This window comes from Pseudomonas sp. zbq_18 (assembly GCF_043102245.1).
GTDB lineage: Bacteria > Pseudomonadota > Gammaproteobacteria > Pseudomonadales > Pseudomonadaceae > Aquipseudomonas.
The window spans coordinates 64,252-85,315 of record NZ_JBICIT010000009.1 but is presented as its reverse complement, the minus strand read 5'-3'; the positions used below and the strand labels follow the sequence as shown (position 1 = coordinate 85,315).

Sequence of the window (21,064 nt, the reverse complement as noted above, 5' to 3'; positions counted from 1 at the left end):
ATGTCCTTCGAGTTGCTGACCACCGACGGACGTGCCCGGCGTGGTCGCCTGACTTTTCCGCGTGGCGTTGTGGAGACCCCGGCCTTCATGCCGGTGGGTACCTACGGTACGGTCAAGGGCATGCTGCCGCGTGATGTCGAGGATATCGGTGCACAGATTATCCTGGGCAACACCTTCCACCTGTGGCTGCGCCCGGGTACCGAGGTGATCAAGCGTCACGGCGATCTGCACGACTTCATGCAGTGGCAGGGGCCGATTCTCACCGATTCCGGTGGTTTCCAGGTGTTCAGCCTGGGCGCCATGCGCAAGATCAAGGAGGAGGGCGTGTACTTCTCCTCGCCGGTGGACGGCGCCAAGGTGTTCATGGGGCCGGAAGAGTCCATGCAGGTCCAGCGCGATCTCGGCTCGGACATTGTGATGATCTTCGACGAGTGCACTCCGTATCCAGCCGATTTCGAGGTGGCCAAGCGCTCCATGGAGCTGTCGCTGCGCTGGGCTAAGCGTTCGAAGAATGCCCATGAGGGCAATCCATCAGCGCTGTTCGGCATCGTGCAGGGTGGTATGCACGAGGAACTGCGCCTGCGCTCGCTGGAAGGGTTGATGGAGATCGGTTTCGATGGTCTGGCCATCGGTGGTTTGTCCGTGGGCGAACCCAAGGAAGAGATGATCCGCGTGCTGGATTTTCTGCCGCCGCACATGCCGGCGGACAAGCCCCGTTATCTGATGGGGGTTGGCAAGCCGGAAGACCTGGTCGAGGGTGTGCGTCGCGGTGTGGACATGTTCGATTGCGTGATGCCGACGCGTAATGCGCGCAATGGTCATCTGTTCACGGGCACGGGTGTGATCAAGATCCGCAACTCGGTGCACAAGCACGACAACTCGCCGCTGGATCCCGCATGCGACTGTTACACCTGCAAACACTTCTCCCGTGCCTATCTGCATCACCTGGATAAATGCGGTGAAATGCTGGGTAGCATGCTTAATACGATCCACAATTTGCGCCATTATCAGCGCCTGATGGCCGGTTTGCGCGAGGCTATTCAACAGGGTAAATTGGCCGACTTCGTCGATGCCTTCTATGCCAAGCGCGGCCAATCAACGCCGCCTCTCGAGCCCTGAGTCGCATCCGCATTGAAATAGGCTGGGCGGCACCCCATTAAGTGTCGACCCAGCCCGCCGGCCGCGTGCGGGTGCAGATAATAAATAGTTCGATTCCCGACCTTTGATAGGAGTGTTCCATGAGCTTTCTGATTCCCGCCGCTTACGCCGATGCCGCCGCTCCGGCAGCTGCCGCTGGTCCTGCTGGTAGTGGCTTCGAGTGGGTGTTTCTGATCGGCTTTCTGGTCATCTTCTATCTGATGATCTGGCGTCCGCAGGCCAAGCGGGCCAAGGAGCACAAGAATCTGCTCGGTAGCCTGCAGAAGGGTGACGAGGTTGTGACCAGCGGCGGTATTGCTGGCAAGGTCACCAAGGTGGCCGACGATTTCGTTGTGATCGAGGTGTCCGACAACGTCGAGCTGAAGTTCCAGAAGCAGGCCATCGCGGCCACTCTGCCGAAAGGCACGCTGAAAGCCATCTAACGATTCTTTGTTCACCACTACGGGGCGCTTCTAGCGCCCCGTGTCATAACGGGCGGCGTCATGCTCAATAAATTTCCCCTGTGGAAGTACCTGCTGATCCTGGCTGTGCTGGTGATCGGCTTCATCTATTCCGCACCCAATCTTTATCCGGACGATCCGGCCATCCAGTTCAGCGGCGTCAGTACCGCAACCGAGATCAGCCAGGGCGACATCGATCGTGTCAGCCAGGCGCTCGAAGCAGCGGGCATCGCGGTGAAGGCGGCCGACCTGACCAAGGAGGGCAAGGGTGCCTTGCTGCGCCTGGTCAAGCAGGACGATCAGCTGCCGGCCAAGGAGCTGGCGCGCAAGGTGCTGGGCGATGACTACGTCGTCGCGCTCAATCTCGCGCCTACCACTCCGGACTGGCTGCGCAACCTGGGCGCTGGCCCGATGAAGCTGGGTCTGGACCTGTCCGGCGGTGTGCATTTCCTGCTCGAAGTGGATATGGACAAGGCGCTGGATGCTCGCCTCAAGGTCTACGAGAGCGAGGTCAAGAGCCTGCTGCGCAAGGAGCGCGTGCGCTACCGTAGTCTGCCGGCGCAGGACACTGCTTTCCTCCTCGGTTTTGCCGACAGCGAGCAGTTGGACCAGGCGCAGAGCCTGATTCGCAAGAGCTTCAATGACTTCGAGTTGACCAGTGAGGAGCGCAATGGTCAGCAGGTGCTGCGCCTGGCGATGACGCAGGCCAAGCTGGCCGAGATTCGCGAATACTCGATAAAACAGAACCTGACCACCGTGCGCAACCGGGTCAACGAACTGGGTGTGGCCGAGCCGCTGGTGCAGCGCCAGGGTGCCAACCGCATCGTGGTCGAGCTGCCGGGTGTGCAGGACACCGCTGAGGCCAAGCGTATTCTCGGCAAGACCGCCAACCTGGAATTCCGTCTGCAGGCTGATGTTGACGCTTCGCGTGCTTCGACTGAGTCCTTCGAGTTCCGCGAGTCGGGCCGTCCGCCTGTGGATCTGGAGCGCAGTCTGATCATCACCGGTGATCAGGTGACCGATGCCCAGGCCAGCTTCGACGAGAACGGTCGTCCGCAGGTCAATATTCGTCTTGATGGCCATGGCGGCGATCTGATGAACCGCGCCACCCGCAACAACGTCGGGCGCAGCATGGCGGTGATCTTCATCGAGCAGAAGCCGCTGACCCGCTACGTCAAGCAGATGGTCGACGGCGTCGAGAAGGAAGTGCCGGTTCAGAGCTTCAAGGAAGAGAAGAAAATCATCAGTCTGGCGACCATTCAGTCGCCGCTGGGTAGCCAGTTCCGTATTACCGGGCTGAACGGCCAGGGTGAATCTTCCGAGCTGGCGCTGCTGCTGCGGGCCGGCGGTCTGGCGGCGCCGATGTACTTTGCCGAGGAACGCACCATTGGTCCGAGCCTGGGCGCCGACAACATCGCCAAGGGTATCGACGCGTCGCTCTGGGGCATGCTCTTCGTGTCGCTGTTCATCATCGCCATCTACCGCTTCTTCGGCATTTTGGCGACTTTTGCTCTTGGGCTGAACATGGTGGTGCTGCTGGCGCTGATGTCGGCGCTCGGCGCGACGCTGACTCTGCCAGGTATCGCCGGTATCGTGCTGACCATGGGTATGGCCGTGGACGCCAACGTGCTGATCTTCTCGCGTATCCGCGAAGAGATCGCCAACGGCATGTCGGTGGCGCGGGCCATTCACGAGGGCTTTGATCGGGCCTTCTCGGCGATCATCGACGGCAACCTGACCACTCTGCTGGTCGGCGGCATCCTGTTCGCCATGGGTACCGGCCCGGTCAAGGGCTTCGCCGTGACTATGTCGCTCGGCATTATCACCTCGATGTTCACCGCTATCTTTGTGACCCGTGCCATGGTCAACCTGATCTTCGGTGGTCGTGACTTTAAGAAGCTGTGGATCTAAGGGGCGTGTTGCGATGAAACGTGTAATCAATTTCATGGGCATTCGCCATGTGGCGTTTGCCGTGACTGTGCTGCTCACCCTGATCTCGCTCGGTAGTCTGGCGGTCAAGGGGCTCAATTTCGGCCTGGACTTCACTGGCGGTGCGCTGATCGAGCTGTCTTACGAGCAGCCGGCCGATCTGGCCAAGGTACGTAGCCAGCTCGCGGAAGTCGGCTACGGCAGTGCTGTGGTGCAGCACTTCGGTGCCACTACCGATGTGGTTGTGCGTCTGCAGGGTGATGATCCGCAGCTGGGCAACCAGCTGGCCGCCGATCTGGCTAAGGTCAGTGGTGAGACTTTCAGTGTTAAGCGTGTGGAGTTCGTCGGGCCGGCTGTGGGGGAAGAGCTGCGTGACCAGGGCGGCCTGGGCATGCTTCTCGCGTTGGGCGGCATCCTCGTTTACGTGGCGTTTCGCTTCCAGTGGAAGTTCGGTTTTGGTGCCATCGTGTCGCTGATCCATGACGTGATCGTGACCCTGGGGGTTTTTTCCTTCTTTCAGATTCCCTTCGATCTTACGGTGCTGGCGGCTGTCTTGGCGCTGATCGGTTACTCACTGAACGACACCATCGTGGTGTTCGACCGCATCCGGGAAAACTTCCGCGTATTGCGCAAGGCTGAGCTGATCGAGAACATCAACATTTCGACCACCCAGACCCTGCTGCGGACCTTGGCAACGTCGGTCTCCACCTTGCTGGCGATCATTGCGTTGATGGTTTTCGGTGGTGAAAACCTGTGGGGCTTCTCGCTGGCGCTGTTTATTGGTGTGACTGCGGGTACCTACTCGTCGGTGTATATCGCCAGCGCGCTGCTTGTTTGGCTGAAACTGACCCGTGATGATCTGATTCCGCCGGTGGTGGAGGAGGTAGACGAGCGCCCCTAAGGCGCATCGTTCAGCAAGGCCCGGCATATGCCGGGCCTTGTCGTTTCTGGCCTGTGAAGGTTGTCCCATTTATCGGTTTCGATTTGCCTTTCGTGGAACTCGCGCCAGGCTTTAGCTTTCCAAGGCTCAGAGCAAGGGCGAAAAAACGCTCGTAAAAGCCTGAGGAGGGCGAAATGAACAAGTCGATGATCGTGGGTGCGGTGCTGGGTGCGGTAGGTGTCACTGCCGGCGGTGCAGTCGCCACTTACAGTCTGGTCAGCGGCCCTAGCTATGCAGAAGTACTGGCCGTGCAGCCGGTAAAAGAAACCATCAAGACGCCGCGCGAGGTTTGTAAGGACGTCGCCGTTACACGTCAGGCGCCCGTCAAGGATCAGCACCAGATTGCCGGGACTGCCATTGGCGCGGTAGTGGGTGGCTTGCTCGGTAACCAGGTCGGTGGTGGCAGCGGCAAGAAGATTGCTACTGTGGCGGGTGCTGTTGGCGGTGGTTATGCCGGCAACAAAGTGCAGGAAGGCATGCAGGAGCGTGACACCTACACCACCACGGAAACCCGCTGCAACACGGTTATGGACACCAGCGAAAAAGTGGTGGGCTATAACGTGAAATATCAGCTGGATGGCAAGGTCGATCAGGTGCGTATGGATCGCGATCCGGGTAGCCGCATACCGGTCAATGAGCAGGGCCAGTTGGTGCTGGTGCAGCAGGCGCAGTAGTGATTTTCAGCCAATAAAAAACGCCCTGTAGGGCGTTTTTTATTGGCTAGTGTTCAGCGTTTCATCGAGGGCGCCAGGTGCGGCTGAATGGCGGTCAGTACAGCCTTGAAGCACTTGGTATTGCCGGCGACCACCTGGCCTTTCTCGAGGAATTCGTGACCGCCGCTGAAGTCGCTGATCAGGCCGCCAGCTTCCTGGATTAGTAGGGCGCCAGCAGCCATGTCCCATTCCGACAGGCCGAATTCCCAGAAGGCGTCATAGCGACCGGAGGCGACGTAGGCCAGATCCAGGCTGGCGGCGCCGGCGCGGCGAATGCCGGCGGTCTGGCCGACCAGGCTGCGGAACATGCCCAGGTAGTTGTCGAGGTTGTCGACCTGCTCAGCGCGGAACGGGAAGCCGGTACCCAGCAGCGCGCCGTCCAGGCTCTTGCGATTGCTGACGCGGATGCGGCGACCATTGACGGCGGCGCCACGGCCGCGGCTGGCGGTGAACTCTTCCTGGCGTACCGGGTCGAGCACCACGGCGTGCTCCAGGCGGCCACGGTATTTGCAGGCGATGCTCACGGCGAAGTGCGGTACGCCGCGCAGGAAGTTGGTGGTGCCGTCCAGCGGGTCAATGATCCACTGGTAGTCAGCGCCTTCGCCGCTGCCTTTGATGACGCCACTCTCTTCACCGACGAAGCCGTGGTTCGGGTAGGCCTTCTGCAGCGCTTGGATGATGGTCTGTTCGGCGGCGCGGTCGACTTCGCTGACGTAGTCGTTGGCATCTTTCTCGTTGACCGAGATGACGTCCAGGCGTTCGACGGAGCGGATGATCAGTTCGCCGGCACTGCGCGCAGCGCGCAGCGCGATATTCAGCATAGGCTGCATGGAAGGTTACCTGGGTCGTTAAAGAAGAAAGCCGAGCATTCTAGCAGACTAGCTTTTTCTACGCAGCCGGCATATTGCGGTGCATGGCATTGGGCTGTGGCCTTCTGTAACATCCATAGCCCTTTTGCATTATTGGCAGGGCGAGCGTGCTGCAGAATATTCGTGTGGTTCTGGTCAATACCAGTCATCCCGGCAACATAGGCGGCGCTGCGCGGGCCATGAAAAACATGGGGCTGTCGCGCCTGGTGCTGGTCGATCCGCTGGACTTTCCCAGTGGCGAGGCGGTGGCGCGTGCTTCGGGTGCGACCGATATTCTCGACGCCGCCGTCGTTGTGAATACTTTGGAGGAGGCGCTGGTGGGTTGCAGCGTGGCGCTGGGCACCAGTGCACGGGATCGTCGTATTCCCTGGCCGTTGCTTGATCCGCGTGAATGCGCAACGACTTCTCTGCTGCATGTGGAGCAGGGCGGCGAGGTGGCGCTGGTGTTCGGGCGTGAATATGCCGGCCTGACCAACGAAGAGCTGCAGCGCTGTCAGTTTCATGTGCATATTCCTTCAAATCCGGATTTCAGCTCGCTGAATCTGGCGGCTGCCGTGCAGGTTCTGGCCTATGAGGTGCGCATGGCTTGGCTGGCGATTCAAGGGCAGCCGACCAAGATGAGCAAGGTGGAAACCACCGCGATGCTGAATACGCAACCAGTGACCACTGACGAGCTGGAGCTGTTCTATGGGCACCTGGAAACTACCTTGGTGGATATCGGTTTCCTTGATCCTGCCAAGCCGCGTCATTTGATGTCGCGCCTGCGCCGCCTCTATGGGCGCTCGGGTATCAGCAAGCTGGAAATGAACATCCTGCGCGGCATTCTCACGGAAACTCAGAAGGCGGCGCGTGGCGAGTCCCACAAGCGGAGAGAAGATGATGTTTGAGCGTATGCGCGAGGATATCCAGAGCGTCTTCCATCGTGACCCGGCGGCGCGCAATGCTTTTGAGGTGGTGACCTGCTATCCCGGATTGCATGCCGTGTGGCTGCATCGTGTTGCCCATGCCTTGTGGGGTGGTGGGTGGAAGTGGCTGGCGCGGGTGGTGTCGAATTTCGGTCGCTGGCTGACCGGTATCGAGATTCACCCAGGGGCCAAGATCGGTCGACGCTTCTTTATTGATCACGGCATGGGCATCGTTATTGGCGAGACGGCGGAAATTGGTGACGACGTGACGCTCTATCAGGGGGTCACCCTGGGTGGCACCAGCTGGAACAAGGGTAAGCGTCACCCGACGCTGGAGGATGGTGTGGTCGTGGGGGCGGGGGCCAAGGTGCTGGGTCCTTTCACTGTCGGTGCGGGAGCTAAAGTGGGCTCCAATGCGGTGGTGACCAAGGCGGTGCCGGCGGGTGCTACGGTGGTGGGTATTCCTGGCCGGATCATCGTCAAGAGCGATGATGAGCAAGAGGCCAAGCGCCAGGCCATGGCTGAAAAGCTGGGTTTCGACGCCTATGGCGTTGGTCAGGACATGCCGGATCCGGTGGCGCGGGCCATTGGTCAGTTGCTTGATCATCTGCATGCCGTGGATGGGCGTCTGGAGGGTATGTGCTCGGCGCTCAAGGCTCTCGGTAGTGATTACTGTGCCAAGGATCTCCCAGAGCTGCGGGATGAAGACTTCGTTGGGGTCTGCAAGGAGCAAGGCGACAAGCCGGCTGCCTGATTCTGGCGGACTCTGCTATGATTCGCGCCCCACGCTGCCGCTATACCTGACTGTTTTGATTGGTCTTATAGTTGACCTAAATAGTCGGAAAAGGCGATAATCGCGGCAATTCAGTTTCACCCGTGGTGCGAAACCATGCGTCTGACTACTAAAGGCCGTTACGCCGTGACCGCCATGCTTGATCTTGCGCTGCATGCTCAGAGTGGGCCGGTATCGCTGGCGGATATCTCCGAGCGGCAGGGTATTTCCCTGTCGTATCTGGAGCAGCTGTTCGCCAAGTTGCGCCGCGGCAATCTGGTTAGCAGTGTGCGCGGTCCGGGTGGTGGTTATCAGCTGTCGCGGGACATGCGAGGGATTCAGGTGGCTCAGGTGATCGATGCGGTCAATGAGTCGGTCGATGCAACCCGTTGCCAGGGCATGGGTGATTGTCACTCGGGTGACACCTGTCTGACACACCACCTGTGGTGCGACCTCAGTCAACAGATTCACGAGTTTCTCAGCGGCATCAGTCTGGCTGATCTGGTAACCCGGCGCGAGGTGCAGGAAGTCGCACTGCGTCAGGATCAGCGCCGCCGCAGCGGCATGATGCCGCAGCTGGACAAGATAGAAGCGTCCGCCATCGAGTGAGCAGGGCGCCTGCCTGAATAGGAGATACCTGATGAGATTGCCGATTTACCTTGATTACTCCGCCACCACTCCGGTCGACCCGCGTGTGGCGCAGAAAATGAGCGAATGCCTGCTGGTGGATGGCAACTTCGGCAATCCGGCGTCGCGCTCCCATGCTTTCGGCTGGAAGGCTGAGGAGTCCGTAGAAAATGCACGCCGTCAGGTCGCCGAGCTGGTCAATGCCGATCCGCGCGAGATCGTCTGGACTTCCGGTGCCACCGAGTCCGACAACCTGGCCATCAAGGGTGTTGCGCATTTCTATGGCAGCAAGGGCAAGCACATCATCACGTCGAAGATCGAGCACAAGGCGGTTCTGGATACTACCCGTCAGCTGGAGCGCGAAGGTTTCGAAGTGACCTATATCGAGCCGGGCGAGGATGGCATCGTCACGCCTGCCATGGTCGAGGCGGCCCTGCGTGAGGACACCATTCTGGTGTCGATCATGCACGTCAATAACGAAATTGGCACCATCAACGACATTGCTGCTATTGGCGAGCTGACCCGCTCGCGCGGCATTCTGTTCCATGTCGATGCGGCGCAGTCCACCGGTAAGGTTGCGATCGATCTGGAGACCATGAAGGTCGACCTGATGTCCTTCTCTGCCCACAAGACCTACGGCCCGAAAGGCATTGGTGCGCTTTATGTGCGCCGCAAGCCGCGCGTCCGTCTCGAGGCGATGATCCATGGTGGTGGTCATGAGCGCGGTATGCGCTCCGGCACCCTGGCGACCCATCAGATTGTCGGCATGGGTGAGGCTTTCCGCATCGCCAAGGAAGAAATGGTTCAGGAAAATCAGCGCATTCTGGCCCTGCGTGACCGCTTCTATAAGCAGGTCGAGGGCATGGAAGAGCTGTACATCAATGGCAGCATGACCCAGCGCGTGCCGCACAACCTGAACCTGAGCTTCAACTATGTCGAGGGCGAGTCCTTGATCATGGCGCTCAAGGATCTGGCGGTGTCCTCCGGTTCCGCCTGTACTTCCGCCTCCCTGGAGCCCTCTTACGTGCTGCGTGCGCTGGGGCGCAACGACGAGCTCGCGCACAGCTCGATCCGCTTCACCTTTGGTCGTTTTACCACCGAAGAAGAAATCGACTACGCCGCCAGCAAGGTGGCCGGTGCGGTTAACAAGCTACGTGAGCTGTCGCCGCTGTGGGATATGTTCAAAGAGGGTGTCGATCTGTCCAAGGTCGAATGGCAGGCACACTGAGTTTGTAGTCGCCTGCAGAGCGGCACCTGATGAGAGAGGAATTACACCATGTCGTACAGTGATAAGGTCATCGACCACTACGAGAATCCGCGCAACGTCGGCAAGATGGATGCGGCGGATCCTGATGTCGGCACCGGTATGGTTGGTGCTCCGGCGTGCGGCGACGTCATGCGCCTGCAGATCAAGGTCAATGAGCAGGGCGTGATCGAAGATGCCAAGTTCAAGACCTATGGCTGTGGCTCCGCCATCGCCTCCAGCTCCCTCGCCACCGAGTGGATGAAGGGCAAGACTCTGGACGAAGCCGAAACCATCAAGAATACCCAGCTGGCCGAAGAGCTGGCCTTGCCGCCGGTGAAAATTCACTGCTCTGTACTCGCCGAAGATGCCATCAAGGCTGCCGTGCGTGATTACAAGCAGAAGAAAGGCCTGCTCTAAGCCTTAAGGAGTTGCTATGGCCATCACCATGACCGAAGCTGCCGCTCGCCATGTACAGCGCTCCCTTGATGGGCGCGGCAAGGGCGAGGGTATTCGCCTGGGTGTGCGCACCACCGGCTGTTCCGGCCTGGCCTATGTGCTGGAGTTCGTCGACGAACTGGCTGCCGAGGATCAGGTGTTCGAGAGCCATGGCGTGAAGGTCATCATCGACCCGAAGAGCCTGGTCTACCTCGATGGCACCGAGTTGGACTTCACCAAGGAAGGCCTCAATGAGGGCTTCAAGTTCAACAACCCCAACGTGCGCGGCGAATGCGGCTGCGGCGAGAGCTTCAACGTCTGAGGCTTGCGTGGGTAGTCCCTGTCATTTCGCCCTGTTCGATCTGAAGCCGGATTTTTCCCTGGATCTGGCTCAGTTGTCTGCGCGTTATCGTGAGCTGGCCAAGGCTGTGCATCCGGACCGTTTCGCCGATGCTGGTGAGCGTGAGCAGCGCTTGGCGCTGGAGCGCTCGGCAAGCCTCAATGATGCCTATCAGACGCTCAAGAGTGCTCCGCGGCGGGCGCTTTATCTTCTGGCTCTGCGTGGCCGAGAGTTGCCGCTCGAGGTGACGGTGCAGGATCCCGATTTTCTGCTCCAGCAGATGCAGTGGCGAGAGGAGCTGGAAGATCTGCAGGACGATGCCGATCTGTCCGGCGTCTCTATGTTCAAGAAGCGACTCAGGCTGGCTCAGGATGAGCTGGGCCAGGCTTTCGCTGCCTGCTGGGATGATGCCGCTCGGCGTGACGAGGCTGAGCGCCTGGTTCGCCGCATGCAGTTCCTCGATAAGCTGGCACATGAAGTGCGCGCTCTGGAAGAGCGCCTCGACGATTAACCCGGCGTAGCCTCGCGCTGCGCGCCTGACATTCAGAGCACCATGGCCCTATTGCAGATCGCCGAGCCCGGGCAGAGCCCGCAACCCCACCAACGCCGTCTGGCCGTGGGTATCGACCTTGGCACCACCAATTCGCTGGTCGCTGCCGTGCGCAGCGGCCTCTCCGAACCGCTGGCCGATGCTGCTGGGCAGGTGATTCTGCCGTCCGTGGTGCGTTATCACGCCGATCGTGTCGAGATCGGTCTGTCGGCCAGGGCGGCTGCCGCCCAGGATCCGCTGAATACCGTCTCGTCCGTCAAGCGTCTGATGGGTCGCGGCCTGTCCGACGTCAAGCAGCTCGGCGAGCAGTTGCCCTATCGCTTTGCCGAAGGCGAGTCGCACATGCCGTTCATCGAGACGGTGCAGGGGGCGAAGAGTCCGGTTGAGGTGTCGGCGGACATCCTGCGTGAGCTGCGTCTGCGCGCCGAGGGCGCGTTGGGTGGCGAGCTGGTCGGGGCAGTGATCACGGTGCCGGCCTATTTCGACGATGCGCAGCGCCAGGCGACCAAGGATGCTGCCCGCCTGGCCGGGCTCAGTGTGTTGCGGCTGCTCAATGAGCCGACTGCCGCTGCCGTGGCCTATGGTCTGGATAAAGGTGCCGAAGGGGTTGTGGCTATCTACGACCTGGGCGGCGGTACATTCGATATTTCCATCCTGCGGCTGAGTCGTGGTGTTTTCGAGGTGCTGGCTACCGGTGGTGACAGTGCCTTGGGCGGTGATGACTTCGATCATGCCATCGCCGGTTGGATCATCGAGCAGGTCGGGCTTTCCAGTGATCTGGATCCAGCGGCTCAGCGCAGTCTGTTGCAGGCTGCCTGTGTCGCCAAGGAAGCGTTGACCGCTGGCGATGAGGTTCAGGTTGTATACGGTGGCTGGGCCGGTCAGCTGACGCGCAGCCACTTCGAGTCGCTGATCGAGCCGATGATCGCGCGTAGCCTCAAGGCTTGCCGTCGTGCGGTGCGTGATGCTGATATCGAGCTCGATGAGGTCGAGGCGGTGGTCATGGTGGGCGGTTCCACCCGAGTGCCGCGTGTACGCCAGGCCGTTGCGGAGCTATTCGCGCGCGAGCCGCTGACCGATATCGACCCCGATCAGGTGGTTGCCATCGGTGCTGCCATCCAGGCGGATACGCTGGCTGGTAATCAGCGCGGCGACGGTGAAGAGTTGCTGCTGCTCGATGTGATTCCGTTGTCCCTGGGGCTGGAAACCATGGGCGGCCTCATGGAGAAGATCATTCCGCGCAACACCACCATTCCGGTGGCGCGTGCGCAGGATTTCACCACCTATCGTGATGGCCAGACGGCGCTTGCCGTGCATGTGCTGCAAGGTGAGCGTGAGCTGATCAAGGATTGCCGTTCGCTGGCGCGCTTCGAGTTGCGTGGCATCCCGCCCATGGTCGCCGGGGCGGCGAAGATTCGCGTGACTTTCCAGGTCGATGCTGATGGCTTGCTCAGTGTTGCGGCGCGTGAGCTGGGTTCGGGGGTCGAGGCCAGTATTCAGGTCAAGCCGTCCTACGGCCTGACTGATGGCGAGATTGCCCGCATGCTGCAGGACTCCTTCAGCAATGCTGGGGGCGACAAGGCGGCGCGTGCGCTGCGTGAGCAGCAGGTCGAGGCCGAGCGCCTGCTTGAGGCTGTGCAGTCCGCGCTGGATGCTGATGGCGAACGTCTGCTGGATGGTGATGAGCGGCTTGCAATCCAGGCCGCCATGGATGAGCTGCGCAGCCTGGTCGTGGGCGATGACAGTCATGCCATCGAGCAGCAGACCAAACGCCTGGCCCAGATTACCGATGCCTTCGCCGCGCGGCGGATGGATGCCAGCGTCAAGGCGGCTCTGTCCGGGCGTCGACTCAACGAACTCGAGGAATAAGCGCAATGCCGCAGGTCATTTTTCTGCCTCACGAGAAGTTCTGCCCCGAAGGCATGGTCGTCGAGGCTGAGCCGGGTACTTCCATTCTCGATCTGGCTCATGAGCACCACATCGAAATGGAGAGCGCCTGTGGCGGTGTCTGCGCCTGCACCACCTGCCATTGCATCATTCGCGAGGGTTTCGACTCGCTGGAAGAGGCGGATGAGCTGGAGGAAGACTTCCTCGATCGGGCTTGGGGCTTGGAGGCTCAGTCACGCCTGGCCTGTCAGGCTATCGTTGGTACTGAAGACCTGACCGTCGAAATCCCCAAATACTCGCTCAACCACGCCGCCGAAGCGCCGCATTGAATCTGGGAGCTGTCATGAGCCTGAAATGGACGGATGTGCTGGATATCGCCATCGAGCTGGCGGACAGCAAGCCGGATGTCGATCCACGCTACGTCAACTTCGTTGATCTTCATCGTTGGGTGCTGGACTTGCCGGATTTCTCCGACGATCCACAGCGCGGTGGCGAGAAGGTGCTAGAGGCCATTCAAGCTGCCTGGATCGGAGAGCTCGACTGAGCTGCTGCACCCTTGGGTGCCACCCTACGCAATTCCCCCTAACCCGCGTATAATTCGCGGGTTTAATTTTTCGCTTTAACTCTGGAGCTTCACATGGCTGTTCAACGCACTTTTTCCATCATCAAGCCCGATGCCGTTGCCAAGAACGTAATCGGTGAAATCACCACCCGTTTCGAGAAGGCCGGCCTGCGCGTCGTCGCTTCCAAGATGGTTCAGCTGTCCGAGCGCGAAGCTGCTGGCTTCTATGCCGAGCACAGCGAGCGCGGCTTCTTCAAGGATCTGGTTGCCTTCATGACCTCCGGTCCGGTCATCGTCCAGGTACTGGAAGGCGAAGACGCCGTCCTGAAGAATCGTGAGCTGATGGGTGCCACCAACCCGAAAGAAGCTGCTGCCGGCACCATCCGCGCCGATTTCGCCGTTTCCATCGACGAGAACGCCGTACACGGTTCCGACTCCGAGGCTTCCGCCGCTCGCGAGATCGCGTACTTCTTCTCCGCCACCGAGGTGTGCGCTCGCATTCGCTAAGCGCGAACCGGCGAGGGTGAATCCATGACTGATGTAGCCAAGACCAACCTGCTGGGGCTGACCCAGCCTGAAATGGAAAGCTTCTTCGAGAGCATCGGGGAAAAGCGTTTCCGTGCCGGTCAGGTCATGAAGTGGATTCACCACTTTGGCGTCGAGAATTTCGACGCCATGAGCAATCTCGGCAAGGCCCTGCGCGAAAAGCTCAGTGCCTGCGCCGAGATTCGCGGTCCCGAGATCGTCAGTCAGGATATCTCCAGCGACGGCACCCGCAAGTGGGTGGTGCGCGTGGCGTCCGGTAGCTGCGTCGAGACCGTATATATCCCGCAAGGCGGCCGTGGCACCCTCTGTGTGTCCTCGCAGGCCGGCTGTGCGCTGGATTGCAGTTTCTGTTCCACCGGCAAGCAGGGCTTCAACAGCGACCTGACTGCCGCGGAAATCATCGGCCAGGTGTGGATCGCCAACAAATCCTTCGGCACCGTACCGGCGAAGATCGACCGTGCCATCACCAACGTGGTGATGATGGGCATGGGCGAGCCCCTGCTGAATTTCGACAATGTCGTACCCGCCATGCAGATCATGATGGATGATCTGGGTTATGGCATTTCCAAGCGTAAGGTGACTTTGTCCACCTCCGGCGTCGTGCCCATGATCGACAAGCTTGCGACCGTTACCGACGTGTCCCTGGCCCTGTCGCTGCACGCACCGAACGACGAGCTGCGCAACCAACTGGTGCCGCTCAACAAGAAGTATCCTCTGGACGTGCTGCTGGCTTCCTGCCGCCGTTATATCGAGGGTTTGGGCGAGAAACGCTTCCTGACCGTCGAGTACACGCTGCTCAAGGACGTCAACGACCAGCCCGAACACGCTGCGCAGATGATCGCACTTCTCAAGGATTTTCCTTGCAAGATCAATCTGATTCCGTTTAATCCCTTCCCCTTCTCCGGTTACGAACGGCCGAGCAACAACGCTATCCGTCGCTTCCAGGATCTGTTGCACAAGGCTGGTTTCAACGTCACCGTACGCACCACGCGTGGTGACGATATCGATGCCGCCTGCGGGCAGCTGGTCGGCCAGGTGCAAGATCGCACTCGGCGTAGCGAGCGTTACATTGCGGTGCGCCAGTTGGGTAGCGAGGCTGTAGAACCTCGCGAAAATAATCGAAATTGAAGGGGAGGGGCTCCATGACTTTGCGCGCTGCGCTTTACCTATTCGTTGTCTGCCTGTTGGCGGGATGTGTCCGGACCGGAGGACCACAAAATCCCATGGATACCGAAGAGGGGCGCAATAATGCACGCGATGCCTACATTCAACTGGGTATCGGTCATCTGCGGCAAGGCTCCACCGAGAAGGCCAAAGAGCCCCTGCGTAAAGCCCTGGAGATTGATTCGTCGAGTGCTGAAGCCTATGCCGCACTGGCGCTGGTTTATCAGTATGAACTTGAACCCAAACTGGCCGATGAGAACTATCGCAAGGCGATTGCGCTGAGCAATGGCGATGCACGCCTGTTGAATAACTATGGCGGCTTTCTCTTCGAACAAAAGCGCTATCCCGAGGCCTATGCCCAATACAGTAACGCGGCCGAGGATACTCTCTATGGCGAACGTTCCCGGGTTTTCGAAAACCTTGGCCTGACAGCTTTGCAACTGGGCAAGCCGGATGAGGCCAAGCAGCATTTTCAGAAAGCCTTGCGCCTGAATAGCCAGCGTCCGACTTCGTTGCTGCAGATGGGGCTATTGTCCTATCAGGATAAGGACTACGTGGCAGCACGCAGCTATTACGCAGGTTTCAGCCAGCAGTCCAGGCAGACCCCGCAAAGCCTGCTGCTGGGTATTCGCCTGGCCAAGGTGTTCAGTGATCCTGATCAGGCCGCCAGTCTCGGCCTACAGCTTAAACGTCTCTATCCGGGCACTCCGGAGTATCAGCAATACCTGGCGGAGCAGTGATGAAGAGTTCGCATCCTGAAGTAGCGACAGCGCATCGGGTCAATCCTGGTGAGACGCTGCGCAAGGTACGCGAAGACCGCAACCTGGCGCTGGGCGATGTTGCCGCACAGTTGAATCTCACCCCGAGCGCCCTGCGTCACCTGGAGGCGGGCGACTTTGATCAGCTTCCAGGGCACACCTTTGCTCGTGGTTATGTGCGCTCCTATGCCAAGCTGATGGGCTTGGACCCCGCTCAGTTGGTCGAAGAGTTCGATCGGTTCACAGGCACCAATGCCGGTGGCAGCAGCGTGTCCAGTTTGTCGCGTATCGAGGAGCCAGCACGGGTTTCGCAAGGCATTCTGAAGTTTTTCAGCATCGTTGCCTTGTTGGCGCTGGGGGCGGCCGGCTTTTTCTGGTGGCAGGATCAGGGCAAGCGTCTGGAGGCGGGTAACGCAACCCCCGCACATGTTGAAGTGGAAGCGGCTGACGGTACGGTGGAGATTCACACCTTTACCGAGCCGGAAGATCAGGCCGTGGCCGACGCTCAGGCTGAGGAGCCGGCCCTGTCTGCAACGGATACGCCGGCGCTGGTCGAGTCTCCGGCTCTGAGCGCCGATGAGGCACCTGCCGCCGAGCCAGAGACAAACCCCGCACCAGCCCCAGACTCTGTCGCAACGCCTGCTGCCCCTGTCGAAGCGCCTGTTGAGCAGCCCGCGGAAGCGACACAGTCTTCTTCGGCTCCGGAAGCTACGGCGGTGGCTGCTGTAGCGGGTGAGGCGCTGGTCAATCTGCAATTTACGGCTGATTGCTGGACGCAGCTGACCGATGCTGATGGCAAGGTGCTGCTCAGTGCTCTGAAGCGTCGTGGCGACAGCGTCGAACTGGTCGGCAAGGCTCCGCTGGAACTGCGCCTGGGCTATGCCCGTGGTGCTGTGGTGCTGGTCAATGGCCAGGCGGTCGACGTCGCGCCTTTCATTCACGGTGAAACCGCTCGCCTCAAACTGGGGCAGTGAGTCAGAACATGCATTGCGAATCTCCCATCAAGCGTCGCCCATCTCGCAAAATCTGGGTCGGTAATGTAGCGGTCGGTGGCGATGCGCCCATTGCGGTGCAGAGCATGACCAACACCGAGACCTGCGATGTCGATGCCACGGTCGGCCAGATCCAGCGTCTGGAGGCGGCTGGCGCCGACATCGTGCGCGTCTCCGTGCCTTCCATGGAGGCGGCCGAGGCGTTTGGCCTGATCAAGCAGCGGGTCAATCTGCCGCTAGTGGCCGATATCCATTTCGATTACCAGATTGCCCTGCGCGTGGCCGAACTGGGTGTCGATTGCCTGCGCATCAATCCGGGTAATATCGGTCGCGAAGACCGTGTTAAGGCCGTGGTCGAGGCTGCTCGCGACAAAGGCATTCCGATTCGTATCGGCGTGAATGCCGGCTCTTTGGAAAAAGACCTGCAGAAAAAGTACGGCGAGCCCACGCCCGAGGCGCTGGTGGAATCTGCACTGCGCCATGTCGAGCATCTGGACCGCCTGAACTTCCCGGACTTCAAGGTCAGTGTGAAGGCCTCCGATGTGTTCATGGCCGTCGAGGCCTACCGGCTGCTGGCCAAGCAGATCGAACAGCCGCTGCACCTGGGCATCACCGAGGCCGGTGGCCTGCGTTCCGGCACCGTGAAATCGGCGGTTGGCCTGGGGATGCTGCTGGCCGAGGGCATCGGCGACACCATTCGCATCTCCCTGGCCGCCGATCCGGTGGAGGAGATCAAGGTCGGTTTCGATATCCTCAAGTCACTGCGCTTGCGTTCGCGTGGCATCAACTTCATCGCCTGCCCGAGCTGCTCGCGGCAGAATTTCGATGTGGTCAAGACCATGAATGAGCTGGAACAGCGGGTCGAGGATCTGCTGGTGCCGCTCGACGTTGCCGTGATCGGCTGCGTGGTCAATGGCCCGGGTGAAGCCAAGGAGGCGCATATCGGCCTTACCGGCGGCACCCCGAACAACCTGGTCTATATCGATGGCGCTCCGGCCTCGAAACTGACCAATGACAACCTGGTGGATGAGCTGGAGAAGCTGATCCGTCGCAAGGCGGCCGAGAAGGTCGAGGCCGACGCGGCAGTCATCGCCCGCGGCTGATAAAGGAAGATTCGTGAGCAAGTCCCTGCAAGCCATTCGTGGCATGAATGACATCCTGCCAGCGCAGACCCCTGCCTGGCGTTACCTGGAAGGCACCCTGGCCGAGCTGCTGGATGGCTACGGTTACCAGGAAATTCGTCTGCCCATCCTCGAGTTCACCGAGCTCTTCGCCCGTGGTATCGGCGAAGGCACCGATGTGGTGGACAAGGAGATGTACACCTTCCTCGACCGTAACGCTGAGTCCCTGACCTTGCGTCCGGAAGGCACTGCGGGCTGCGTGCGTGCCGTGCTCGAACACGGCCTGTCCGGCGGTGGGCAGGTGCAGAAACTGTGGTACGCCGGCCCGATGTTCCGCTACGAGAAACCGCAGAAAGGGCGTTATCGCCAGTTTCACCAGATTGGCGTAGAAGCGTTCAATCTGCCTGGCCCGGATGTCGATGCCGAGCTGATCGTGCTGACCTGGCGTCTGTGGCAGAAGCTCGGCCTGGCCGATGCGGTGACCCTGCAGCTCAACAGCCTGGGCTCCAGCGAGGCGCGCGCGGCCTACCGTGATGCGCTGGTGGCTTACCTGAACGAGCGTTTCGATCAGCTCGACGAGGACAGTCAGCGCCGACTGACCAGCAATCCGTTACGTATCCTCGACAGCAAGAATGCCCAGACTCAGGCGTTGCTGGTCGGTGCGCCGACCCTGGCTGACTACCTCGACGAGGAGTCGCGTCTGCACTTCGAAGGCGTCAAGGCGCGCCTGGACGCCGTGGGCATCCGCTACGAGATCAACCACAAGCTGGTGCGTGGTCTCGACTACTACAACCGCACCGTGTTCGAGTGGGTCACCGACAAGCTCGGCGCCCAGGGCACCGTGTGTGCCGGTGGCCGCTACGATGGTCTGGTCACCCAGCTGGGCGGCAAGGCCACGCCGGGCGTCGGTTTCGCCATGGGCGTTGAGCGTCTGGTACTGCTGCTCGAGACCCTTGAGCTGCTGCCGGCCGAGCTCAATGCTCCGGCGGATCTGTACCTGTGCGCCTTTGGCGACGCGGCCGAGCTGGCGGGCCTCGGTTTGGCCGAGCGTTTACGCGATGCCATTCCCGGTCTGCGCCTGCTGGTCAACAGCGGTGGTGGCAGCTTCAAGAGCCAGTTCAAGAAGGCCGACAAGAGCGGCGCTCGTTACGCCCTGATTCTGGGTGAGGACGAACTGGCTGCCCGCGTGGTAGGTTGCAAACCCCTGCGTGACGACACGCAGCAACAGAACATTGCCTGGGATGCGCTGGCCGCGCATCTCGCCGCCTGCCTGCAGGCCTGAGAACACAGCGAATAGGAGTCCATTGGGGTGAGCATGACCGAAGAAGAACAGATTGCGCAGATCAAGGACTGGTGGCAGCGCAACGGCAAGCCCCTGCTCACTGGCGGCGCGCTGGCGCTGGCACTGGTATTCGGCTGGCAGGCCTGGCAGCAGTATCAGAGCAATCAGGCGCAGAGCGCATCGGCGCTGTACCAACAGTTGCTGGAAACCAGCCTGACGTCTTCTGGCGAGCCGGATATCGGTAAGGTCACCGAGCTGGCCAACAAGCTCAAGAGCGAATACAGCGGCAGTCATTATGCCCAGTACGCCAGCCTCTTCGTCGCCAAGCTGGCCGTCGAGAGCGACAAGCTGGATGACGCGGTTGCCGAACTCAAGCCGCTGGTGGACAAGCCGGCCGGCGCGACCGTAGGCGAGCTGGCGCGTCAGCGCCTGGCTCGCGTGCTGGCTGCACAGGGCAAGGCCGAAGAAGGGCTGAAACTGCTGGACGGTGAGGCTGACAAGGCCTGGCAGGCCAGCCGCGAAGAACTCAAAGGCGACTTGCTGGTGCAACTCGGTCGTAGTGATGAAGCTCATGCGGCCTACCTGAAGGCCAAGGAGTCCCTCGCCGAGGATGCCGCGGTGGGTGGCCTGCAGATGAAACTCGATGACCTGGCGAAAGGGGATGCCTGACGTGATGCGTTGGAAGAATGCCGCAGTGCTGGCCCTGGCCGTGATGGCCGTGGGTTGCAGCAGCAATAGCAAGAAGGAACTGCCGCCAGCCGAGCTCCCTGATATCCAGGAAGAAGTCCGTCTTGATGCCCAGTGGAGCGTATCCGTGGGTGATGGGCAGGGTGAACTGTACAACCTGCTGACTCCCGCCGCCGATGGCGAGCGCCTGTTCGCCGCCTCTGCCGACGGTGAAGTCGTGGCTTTGGATCGTCTGACGGGCGACAAATTCTGGGAGGTCGAACTTGATCTGCCGATTTCCGGTGGCGTTGGCGCTGGTTATGGTCTGGTCATGGTCGGAACCCTCAAGGGGGAGGTCATCGCCCTGGATGCCAGCAGCGGTGAAGAGAAGTGGCGTGCTCGCGTGACCAGCGAAGTGTTGTCTGCTCCAGCCACCAATGGTGACGTCGTGGTGGTGCAGACTCAGGATGACCGCCTGATCGCTTTCGATGCCAGTACGGGCAACCAGCGCTGGATCTATGAAAACAGCCCTGCCGTGCTGACCCTGCGTGGTACCAGCAGTCCGGTGATGACCAATCGCCTGGTCATGGCTGGCCTGTCCACCGGCAAGGTGCTGGCGCTGGATGCCAGCCGTGGTATCCCCGTGTGGGAACAGCGTGTGGCCATCCCGCAAGGCCGTTCCGAACTGGAGCGTGTGGTTGATATCGATGGCAACCTGCTGCTCTCCGGCGGCACCCTGTATGTGGTGACCTATCAGGGCAAAGTGGCCGCCATCGACGTCGACAGCGGGCGTCCGCTGTGGAATCGCGATGCCTCCAGCTACAGCGGCCTGGCCCAGGGCTTCGGCAGTGTCTATGTGAGTCAGTCCGCCGGTGCCGTGGAAGGTGTCGACGAGCGCTCCAACTCGGCGCTGTGGAACAACGATGCCCTGGCGCGTCGCCAGCTGTCGGCCCCTGAAGTGTTCTCCAGCTATGTGGCCGTGGGTGACTTCGAAGGCTACCTGCACCTGCTGAGCCAAGTGGATGGCCACTTCGTCGGTCGCGAAAAGATCGACGGTGATGGCGTGCGTGCCCGCCCGTTGGTGATTGGCGACTGGATTTATGTTTACGGCAACAGCGGCAAGCTGGTCGGCCTGACCATCCGCTAAGCTGTTGAGCAATGT

24 protein-coding genes are annotated in these 21,064 nt (G+C 60.6%); 23 read left to right on the top strand and 1 reads right to left on the bottom strand.

From position 1 onward, the window contains the following. The 5 genes from tgt (at nt 1) to ACF8C6_RS07820 (ending at nt 5,141) form a co-directional block, all read left to right on the top strand. Nucleotides 1–1,119 (top strand): tRNA guanosine(34) transglycosylase Tgt, encoded by a 1,119-nt coding sequence (tgt, locus tag ACF8C6_RS07840; protein ID WP_392498905.1) that lies wholly within the window; start codon nt 1–3, stop codon nt 1,117–1,119. Nucleotides 1,120–1,238: 119 nt separating this feature from the next. Then, nucleotides 1,239–1,580: a preprotein translocase subunit YajC gene (gene yajC, locus ACF8C6_RS07835; RefSeq protein WP_277688421.1), complete on the top strand. Its 342-nt coding sequence runs from the start codon at nt 1,239–1,241 to the stop codon at nt 1,578–1,580. A gap of 60 nt (nt 1,581–1,640) precedes the next feature. After that, nucleotides 1,641–3,509 carry a protein translocase subunit SecD gene (gene secD / locus ACF8C6_RS07830; RefSeq protein WP_392498765.1) on the top strand — a complete coding sequence of 623 codons (1,869 nt, stop codon included), beginning with the start codon at nt 1,641–1,643 and terminating at the stop codon, nt 3,507–3,509. Nucleotides 3,510–3,522: 13 nt separating this feature from the next. Next, complete coding sequence (secF, locus tag ACF8C6_RS07825; protein ID WP_392498764.1) at nt 3,523–4,428, top strand: protein translocase subunit SecF; 906 nt, start codon at nt 3,523–3,525, stop codon at nt 4,426–4,428. A gap of 173 nt (nt 4,429–4,601) precedes the next feature. Next, on the top strand, nt 4,602–5,141 hold the full coding sequence (locus ACF8C6_RS07820; RefSeq protein WP_392498763.1) for a glycine zipper 2TM domain-containing protein: 540 nt from the start codon (nt 4,602–4,604) through the stop codon (nt 5,139–5,141). Nucleotides 5,142–5,194: 53 nt separating this feature from the next. Here the strand turns inward: ACF8C6_RS07820 and suhB are convergent, their stop codons facing one another. After that, complete coding sequence (gene suhB / locus ACF8C6_RS07815) at nt 5,195–6,010, bottom strand: inositol-phosphate phosphatase (protein ID WP_277688425.1); 816 nt, start codon at nt 6,008–6,010, stop codon at nt 5,195–5,197. Between the two features lie 146 nt (nt 6,011–6,156). Here suhB and trmJ point away from each other — a divergent pair, with 146 nt between their 5' ends. The 18 genes from trmJ (at nt 6,157) to bamB (ending at nt 21,049) form a co-directional block, all read left to right on the top strand. Further along, the gene (gene trmJ / locus ACF8C6_RS07810) at nt 6,157–6,936 is read left to right on the top strand and encodes a tRNA (cytosine(32)/uridine(32)-2'-O)-methyltransferase TrmJ (RefSeq protein WP_392498762.1); all 780 of its coding nucleotides are present in this window, start codon (nt 6,157–6,159) and stop codon (nt 6,934–6,936) included. After that, a complete protein-coding gene (gene cysE, locus ACF8C6_RS07805; protein WP_392498904.1) occupies nt 6,929–7,708 on the top strand; it encodes a serine O-acetyltransferase in 780 nt (259 codons plus the stop codon). The genes trmJ and cysE overlap by 8 nt, the downstream gene beginning before the upstream one ends. A gap of 135 nt (nt 7,709–7,843) precedes the next feature. Further along, nucleotides 7,844–8,335, top strand: a complete 492-nt coding sequence (gene iscR / locus ACF8C6_RS07800; protein WP_392498761.1) for a Fe-S cluster assembly transcriptional regulator IscR — start codon at nt 7,844–7,846, stop codon at nt 8,333–8,335. A gap of 31 nt (nt 8,336–8,366) precedes the next feature. Then, nucleotides 8,367–9,581, top strand: coding sequence for an IscS subfamily cysteine desulfurase (locus tag ACF8C6_RS07795; protein WP_277688429.1), 1,215 nt, complete (start codon nt 8,367–8,369; stop codon nt 9,579–9,581). 48 nt (nt 9,582–9,629) lie between these two features. Continuing rightward, nucleotides 9,630–10,016, top strand: coding sequence for a Fe-S cluster assembly scaffold IscU (gene iscU, locus ACF8C6_RS07790; protein ID WP_277688430.1), 387 nt, complete (start codon nt 9,630–9,632; stop codon nt 10,014–10,016). A 16-nt stretch (nt 10,017–10,032) separates the two neighbouring features. Then, nucleotides 10,033–10,356, top strand: a complete 324-nt coding sequence (gene iscA / locus ACF8C6_RS07785) for an iron-sulfur cluster assembly protein IscA (RefSeq protein WP_341693319.1) — start codon at nt 10,033–10,035, stop codon at nt 10,354–10,356. A 7-nt stretch (nt 10,357–10,363) separates the two neighbouring features. Then, nucleotides 10,364–10,885 (top strand): co-chaperone HscB, encoded by a 522-nt coding sequence (gene hscB, locus ACF8C6_RS07780; RefSeq protein WP_392498760.1) that lies wholly within the window; start codon nt 10,364–10,366, stop codon nt 10,883–10,885. Between the two features lie 42 nt (nt 10,886–10,927). Next, a complete protein-coding gene (hscA, locus tag ACF8C6_RS07775) occupies nt 10,928–12,793 on the top strand; it encodes a Fe-S protein assembly chaperone HscA (RefSeq protein ID WP_392498759.1) in 1,866 nt (621 codons plus the stop codon). A gap of 5 nt (nt 12,794–12,798) precedes the next feature. After that, complete coding sequence (gene fdx / locus ACF8C6_RS07770) at nt 12,799–13,140, top strand: ISC system 2Fe-2S type ferredoxin (protein WP_392498758.1); 342 nt, start codon at nt 12,799–12,801, stop codon at nt 13,138–13,140. Between the two features lie 14 nt (nt 13,141–13,154). Continuing rightward, nucleotides 13,155–13,355: a Fe-S cluster assembly protein IscX gene (gene iscX, locus ACF8C6_RS07765; RefSeq protein WP_392498757.1), complete on the top strand. Its 201-nt coding sequence runs from the start codon at nt 13,155–13,157 to the stop codon at nt 13,353–13,355. A 93-nt stretch (nt 13,356–13,448) separates the two neighbouring features. Continuing rightward, nucleotides 13,449–13,880 carry a nucleoside-diphosphate kinase gene (gene ndk, locus ACF8C6_RS07760; protein WP_043308688.1) on the top strand — a complete coding sequence of 144 codons (432 nt, stop codon included), beginning with the start codon at nt 13,449–13,451 and terminating at the stop codon, nt 13,878–13,880. Between the two features lie 24 nt (nt 13,881–13,904). Then, nucleotides 13,905–15,047, top strand: a complete 1,143-nt coding sequence (rlmN, locus tag ACF8C6_RS07755; RefSeq protein ID WP_392498756.1) for a 23S rRNA (adenine(2503)-C(2))-methyltransferase RlmN — start codon at nt 13,905–13,907, stop codon at nt 15,045–15,047. Nucleotides 15,048–15,061: 14 nt separating this feature from the next. Then, the gene (gene pilW / locus ACF8C6_RS07750) at nt 15,062–15,823 is read left to right on the top strand and encodes a type IV pilus biogenesis/stability protein PilW (RefSeq protein ID WP_392498755.1); all 762 of its coding nucleotides are present in this window, start codon (nt 15,062–15,064) and stop codon (nt 15,821–15,823) included. After that, the gene (locus ACF8C6_RS07745) at nt 15,823–16,815 is read left to right on the top strand and encodes a RodZ domain-containing protein (RefSeq protein WP_392498754.1); all 993 of its coding nucleotides are present in this window, start codon (nt 15,823–15,825) and stop codon (nt 16,813–16,815) included. Before pilW ends, ACF8C6_RS07745 begins: the two co-directional genes overlap by 1 nt. Nucleotides 16,816–16,823: 8 nt before the next feature. Next, a complete protein-coding gene (ispG, locus tag ACF8C6_RS07740) occupies nt 16,824–17,936 on the top strand; it encodes a flavodoxin-dependent (E)-4-hydroxy-3-methylbut-2-enyl-diphosphate synthase (RefSeq protein ID WP_277688440.1) in 1,113 nt (370 codons plus the stop codon). A gap of 13 nt (nt 17,937–17,949) precedes the next feature. Beyond that, nucleotides 17,950–19,236 carry a histidine--tRNA ligase gene (gene hisS / locus ACF8C6_RS07735; RefSeq protein WP_392498753.1) on the top strand — a complete coding sequence of 429 codons (1,287 nt, stop codon included), beginning with the start codon at nt 17,950–17,952 and terminating at the stop codon, nt 19,234–19,236. Nucleotides 19,237–19,269: 33 nt separating this feature from the next. Next, the gene (locus tag ACF8C6_RS07730) at nt 19,270–19,905 is read left to right on the top strand and encodes a tetratricopeptide repeat protein (protein ID WP_277688442.1); all 636 of its coding nucleotides are present in this window, start codon (nt 19,270–19,272) and stop codon (nt 19,903–19,905) included. Then, nucleotides 19,898–21,049, top strand: a complete 1,152-nt coding sequence (gene bamB, locus ACF8C6_RS07725; RefSeq protein WP_277688741.1) for an outer membrane protein assembly factor BamB — start codon at nt 19,898–19,900, stop codon at nt 21,047–21,049. The genes ACF8C6_RS07730 and bamB overlap by 8 nt, the downstream gene beginning before the upstream one ends. The last annotated feature ends 15 nt before the right edge of the window (nt 21,050–21,064 follow it).

Bases quoted from the DNA above. Each gene is read 5' to 3' on its own strand.
- ACF8C6_RS07820 (WP_392498763.1), top strand. From the start codon at position 4,602: ATGAACAAGTCGATGATCGTGGGTGCGGTGCTGGGTGCGGTAGGTGTC.
- rlmN (WP_392498756.1), top strand. From the start codon at position 13,905: ATGACTGATGTAGCCAAGACCAACCTGCTGGGGCTGACCCAGCCTGAA.
- ispG (WP_277688440.1), top strand. From the start codon at position 16,824: ATGCATTGCGAATCTCCCATCAAGCGTCGCCCATCTCGCAAAATCTGG.
- tgt (WP_392498905.1), top strand. From the start codon at position 1: ATGTCCTTCGAGTTGCTGACCACCGACGGACGTGCCCGGCGTGGTCGC.
- cysE (WP_392498904.1), top strand. From the start codon at position 6,929: ATGTTTGAGCGTATGCGCGAGGATATCCAGAGCGTCTTCCATCGTGAC.
- pilW (WP_392498755.1), top strand. From the start codon at position 15,062: ATGACTTTGCGCGCTGCGCTTTACCTATTCGTTGTCTGCCTGTTGGCG.
- iscU (WP_277688430.1), top strand. From the start codon at position 9,630: ATGTCGTACAGTGATAAGGTCATCGACCACTACGAGAATCCGCGCAAC.
- iscR (WP_392498761.1), top strand. From the start codon at position 7,844: ATGCGTCTGACTACTAAAGGCCGTTACGCCGTGACCGCCATGCTTGAT.
- fdx (WP_392498758.1), top strand. From the start codon at position 12,799: ATGCCGCAGGTCATTTTTCTGCCTCACGAGAAGTTCTGCCCCGAAGGC.
- suhB (WP_277688425.1), bottom strand. From the start codon at position 6,010: ATGCAGCCTATGCTGAATATCGCGCTGCGCGCTGCGCGCAGTGCCGGC.
- yajC (WP_277688421.1), top strand. From the start codon at position 1,239: ATGAGCTTTCTGATTCCCGCCGCTTACGCCGATGCCGCCGCTCCGGCA.
- secD (WP_392498765.1), top strand. From the start codon at position 1,641: ATGCTCAATAAATTTCCCCTGTGGAAGTACCTGCTGATCCTGGCTGTG.
- ndk (WP_043308688.1), top strand. From the start codon at position 13,449: ATGGCTGTTCAACGCACTTTTTCCATCATCAAGCCCGATGCCGTTGCC.
- secF (WP_392498764.1), top strand. From the start codon at position 3,523: ATGAAACGTGTAATCAATTTCATGGGCATTCGCCATGTGGCGTTTGCC.
- ACF8C6_RS07730 (WP_277688442.1), top strand. From the start codon at position 19,270: ATGACCGAAGAAGAACAGATTGCGCAGATCAAGGACTGGTGGCAGCGC.
- hscA (WP_392498759.1), top strand. From the start codon at position 10,928: ATGGCCCTATTGCAGATCGCCGAGCCCGGGCAGAGCCCGCAACCCCAC.
- iscA (WP_341693319.1), top strand. From the start codon at position 10,033: ATGGCCATCACCATGACCGAAGCTGCCGCTCGCCATGTACAGCGCTCC.
- iscX (WP_392498757.1), top strand. From the start codon at position 13,155: ATGAGCCTGAAATGGACGGATGTGCTGGATATCGCCATCGAGCTGGCG.
- ACF8C6_RS07745 (WP_392498754.1), top strand. From the start codon at position 15,823: ATGAAGAGTTCGCATCCTGAAGTAGCGACAGCGCATCGGGTCAATCCT.
- bamB (WP_277688741.1), top strand. From the start codon at position 19,898: ATGCCTGACGTGATGCGTTGGAAGAATGCCGCAGTGCTGGCCCTGGCC.
- ACF8C6_RS07795 (WP_277688429.1), top strand. From the start codon at position 8,367: ATGAGATTGCCGATTTACCTTGATTACTCCGCCACCACTCCGGTCGAC.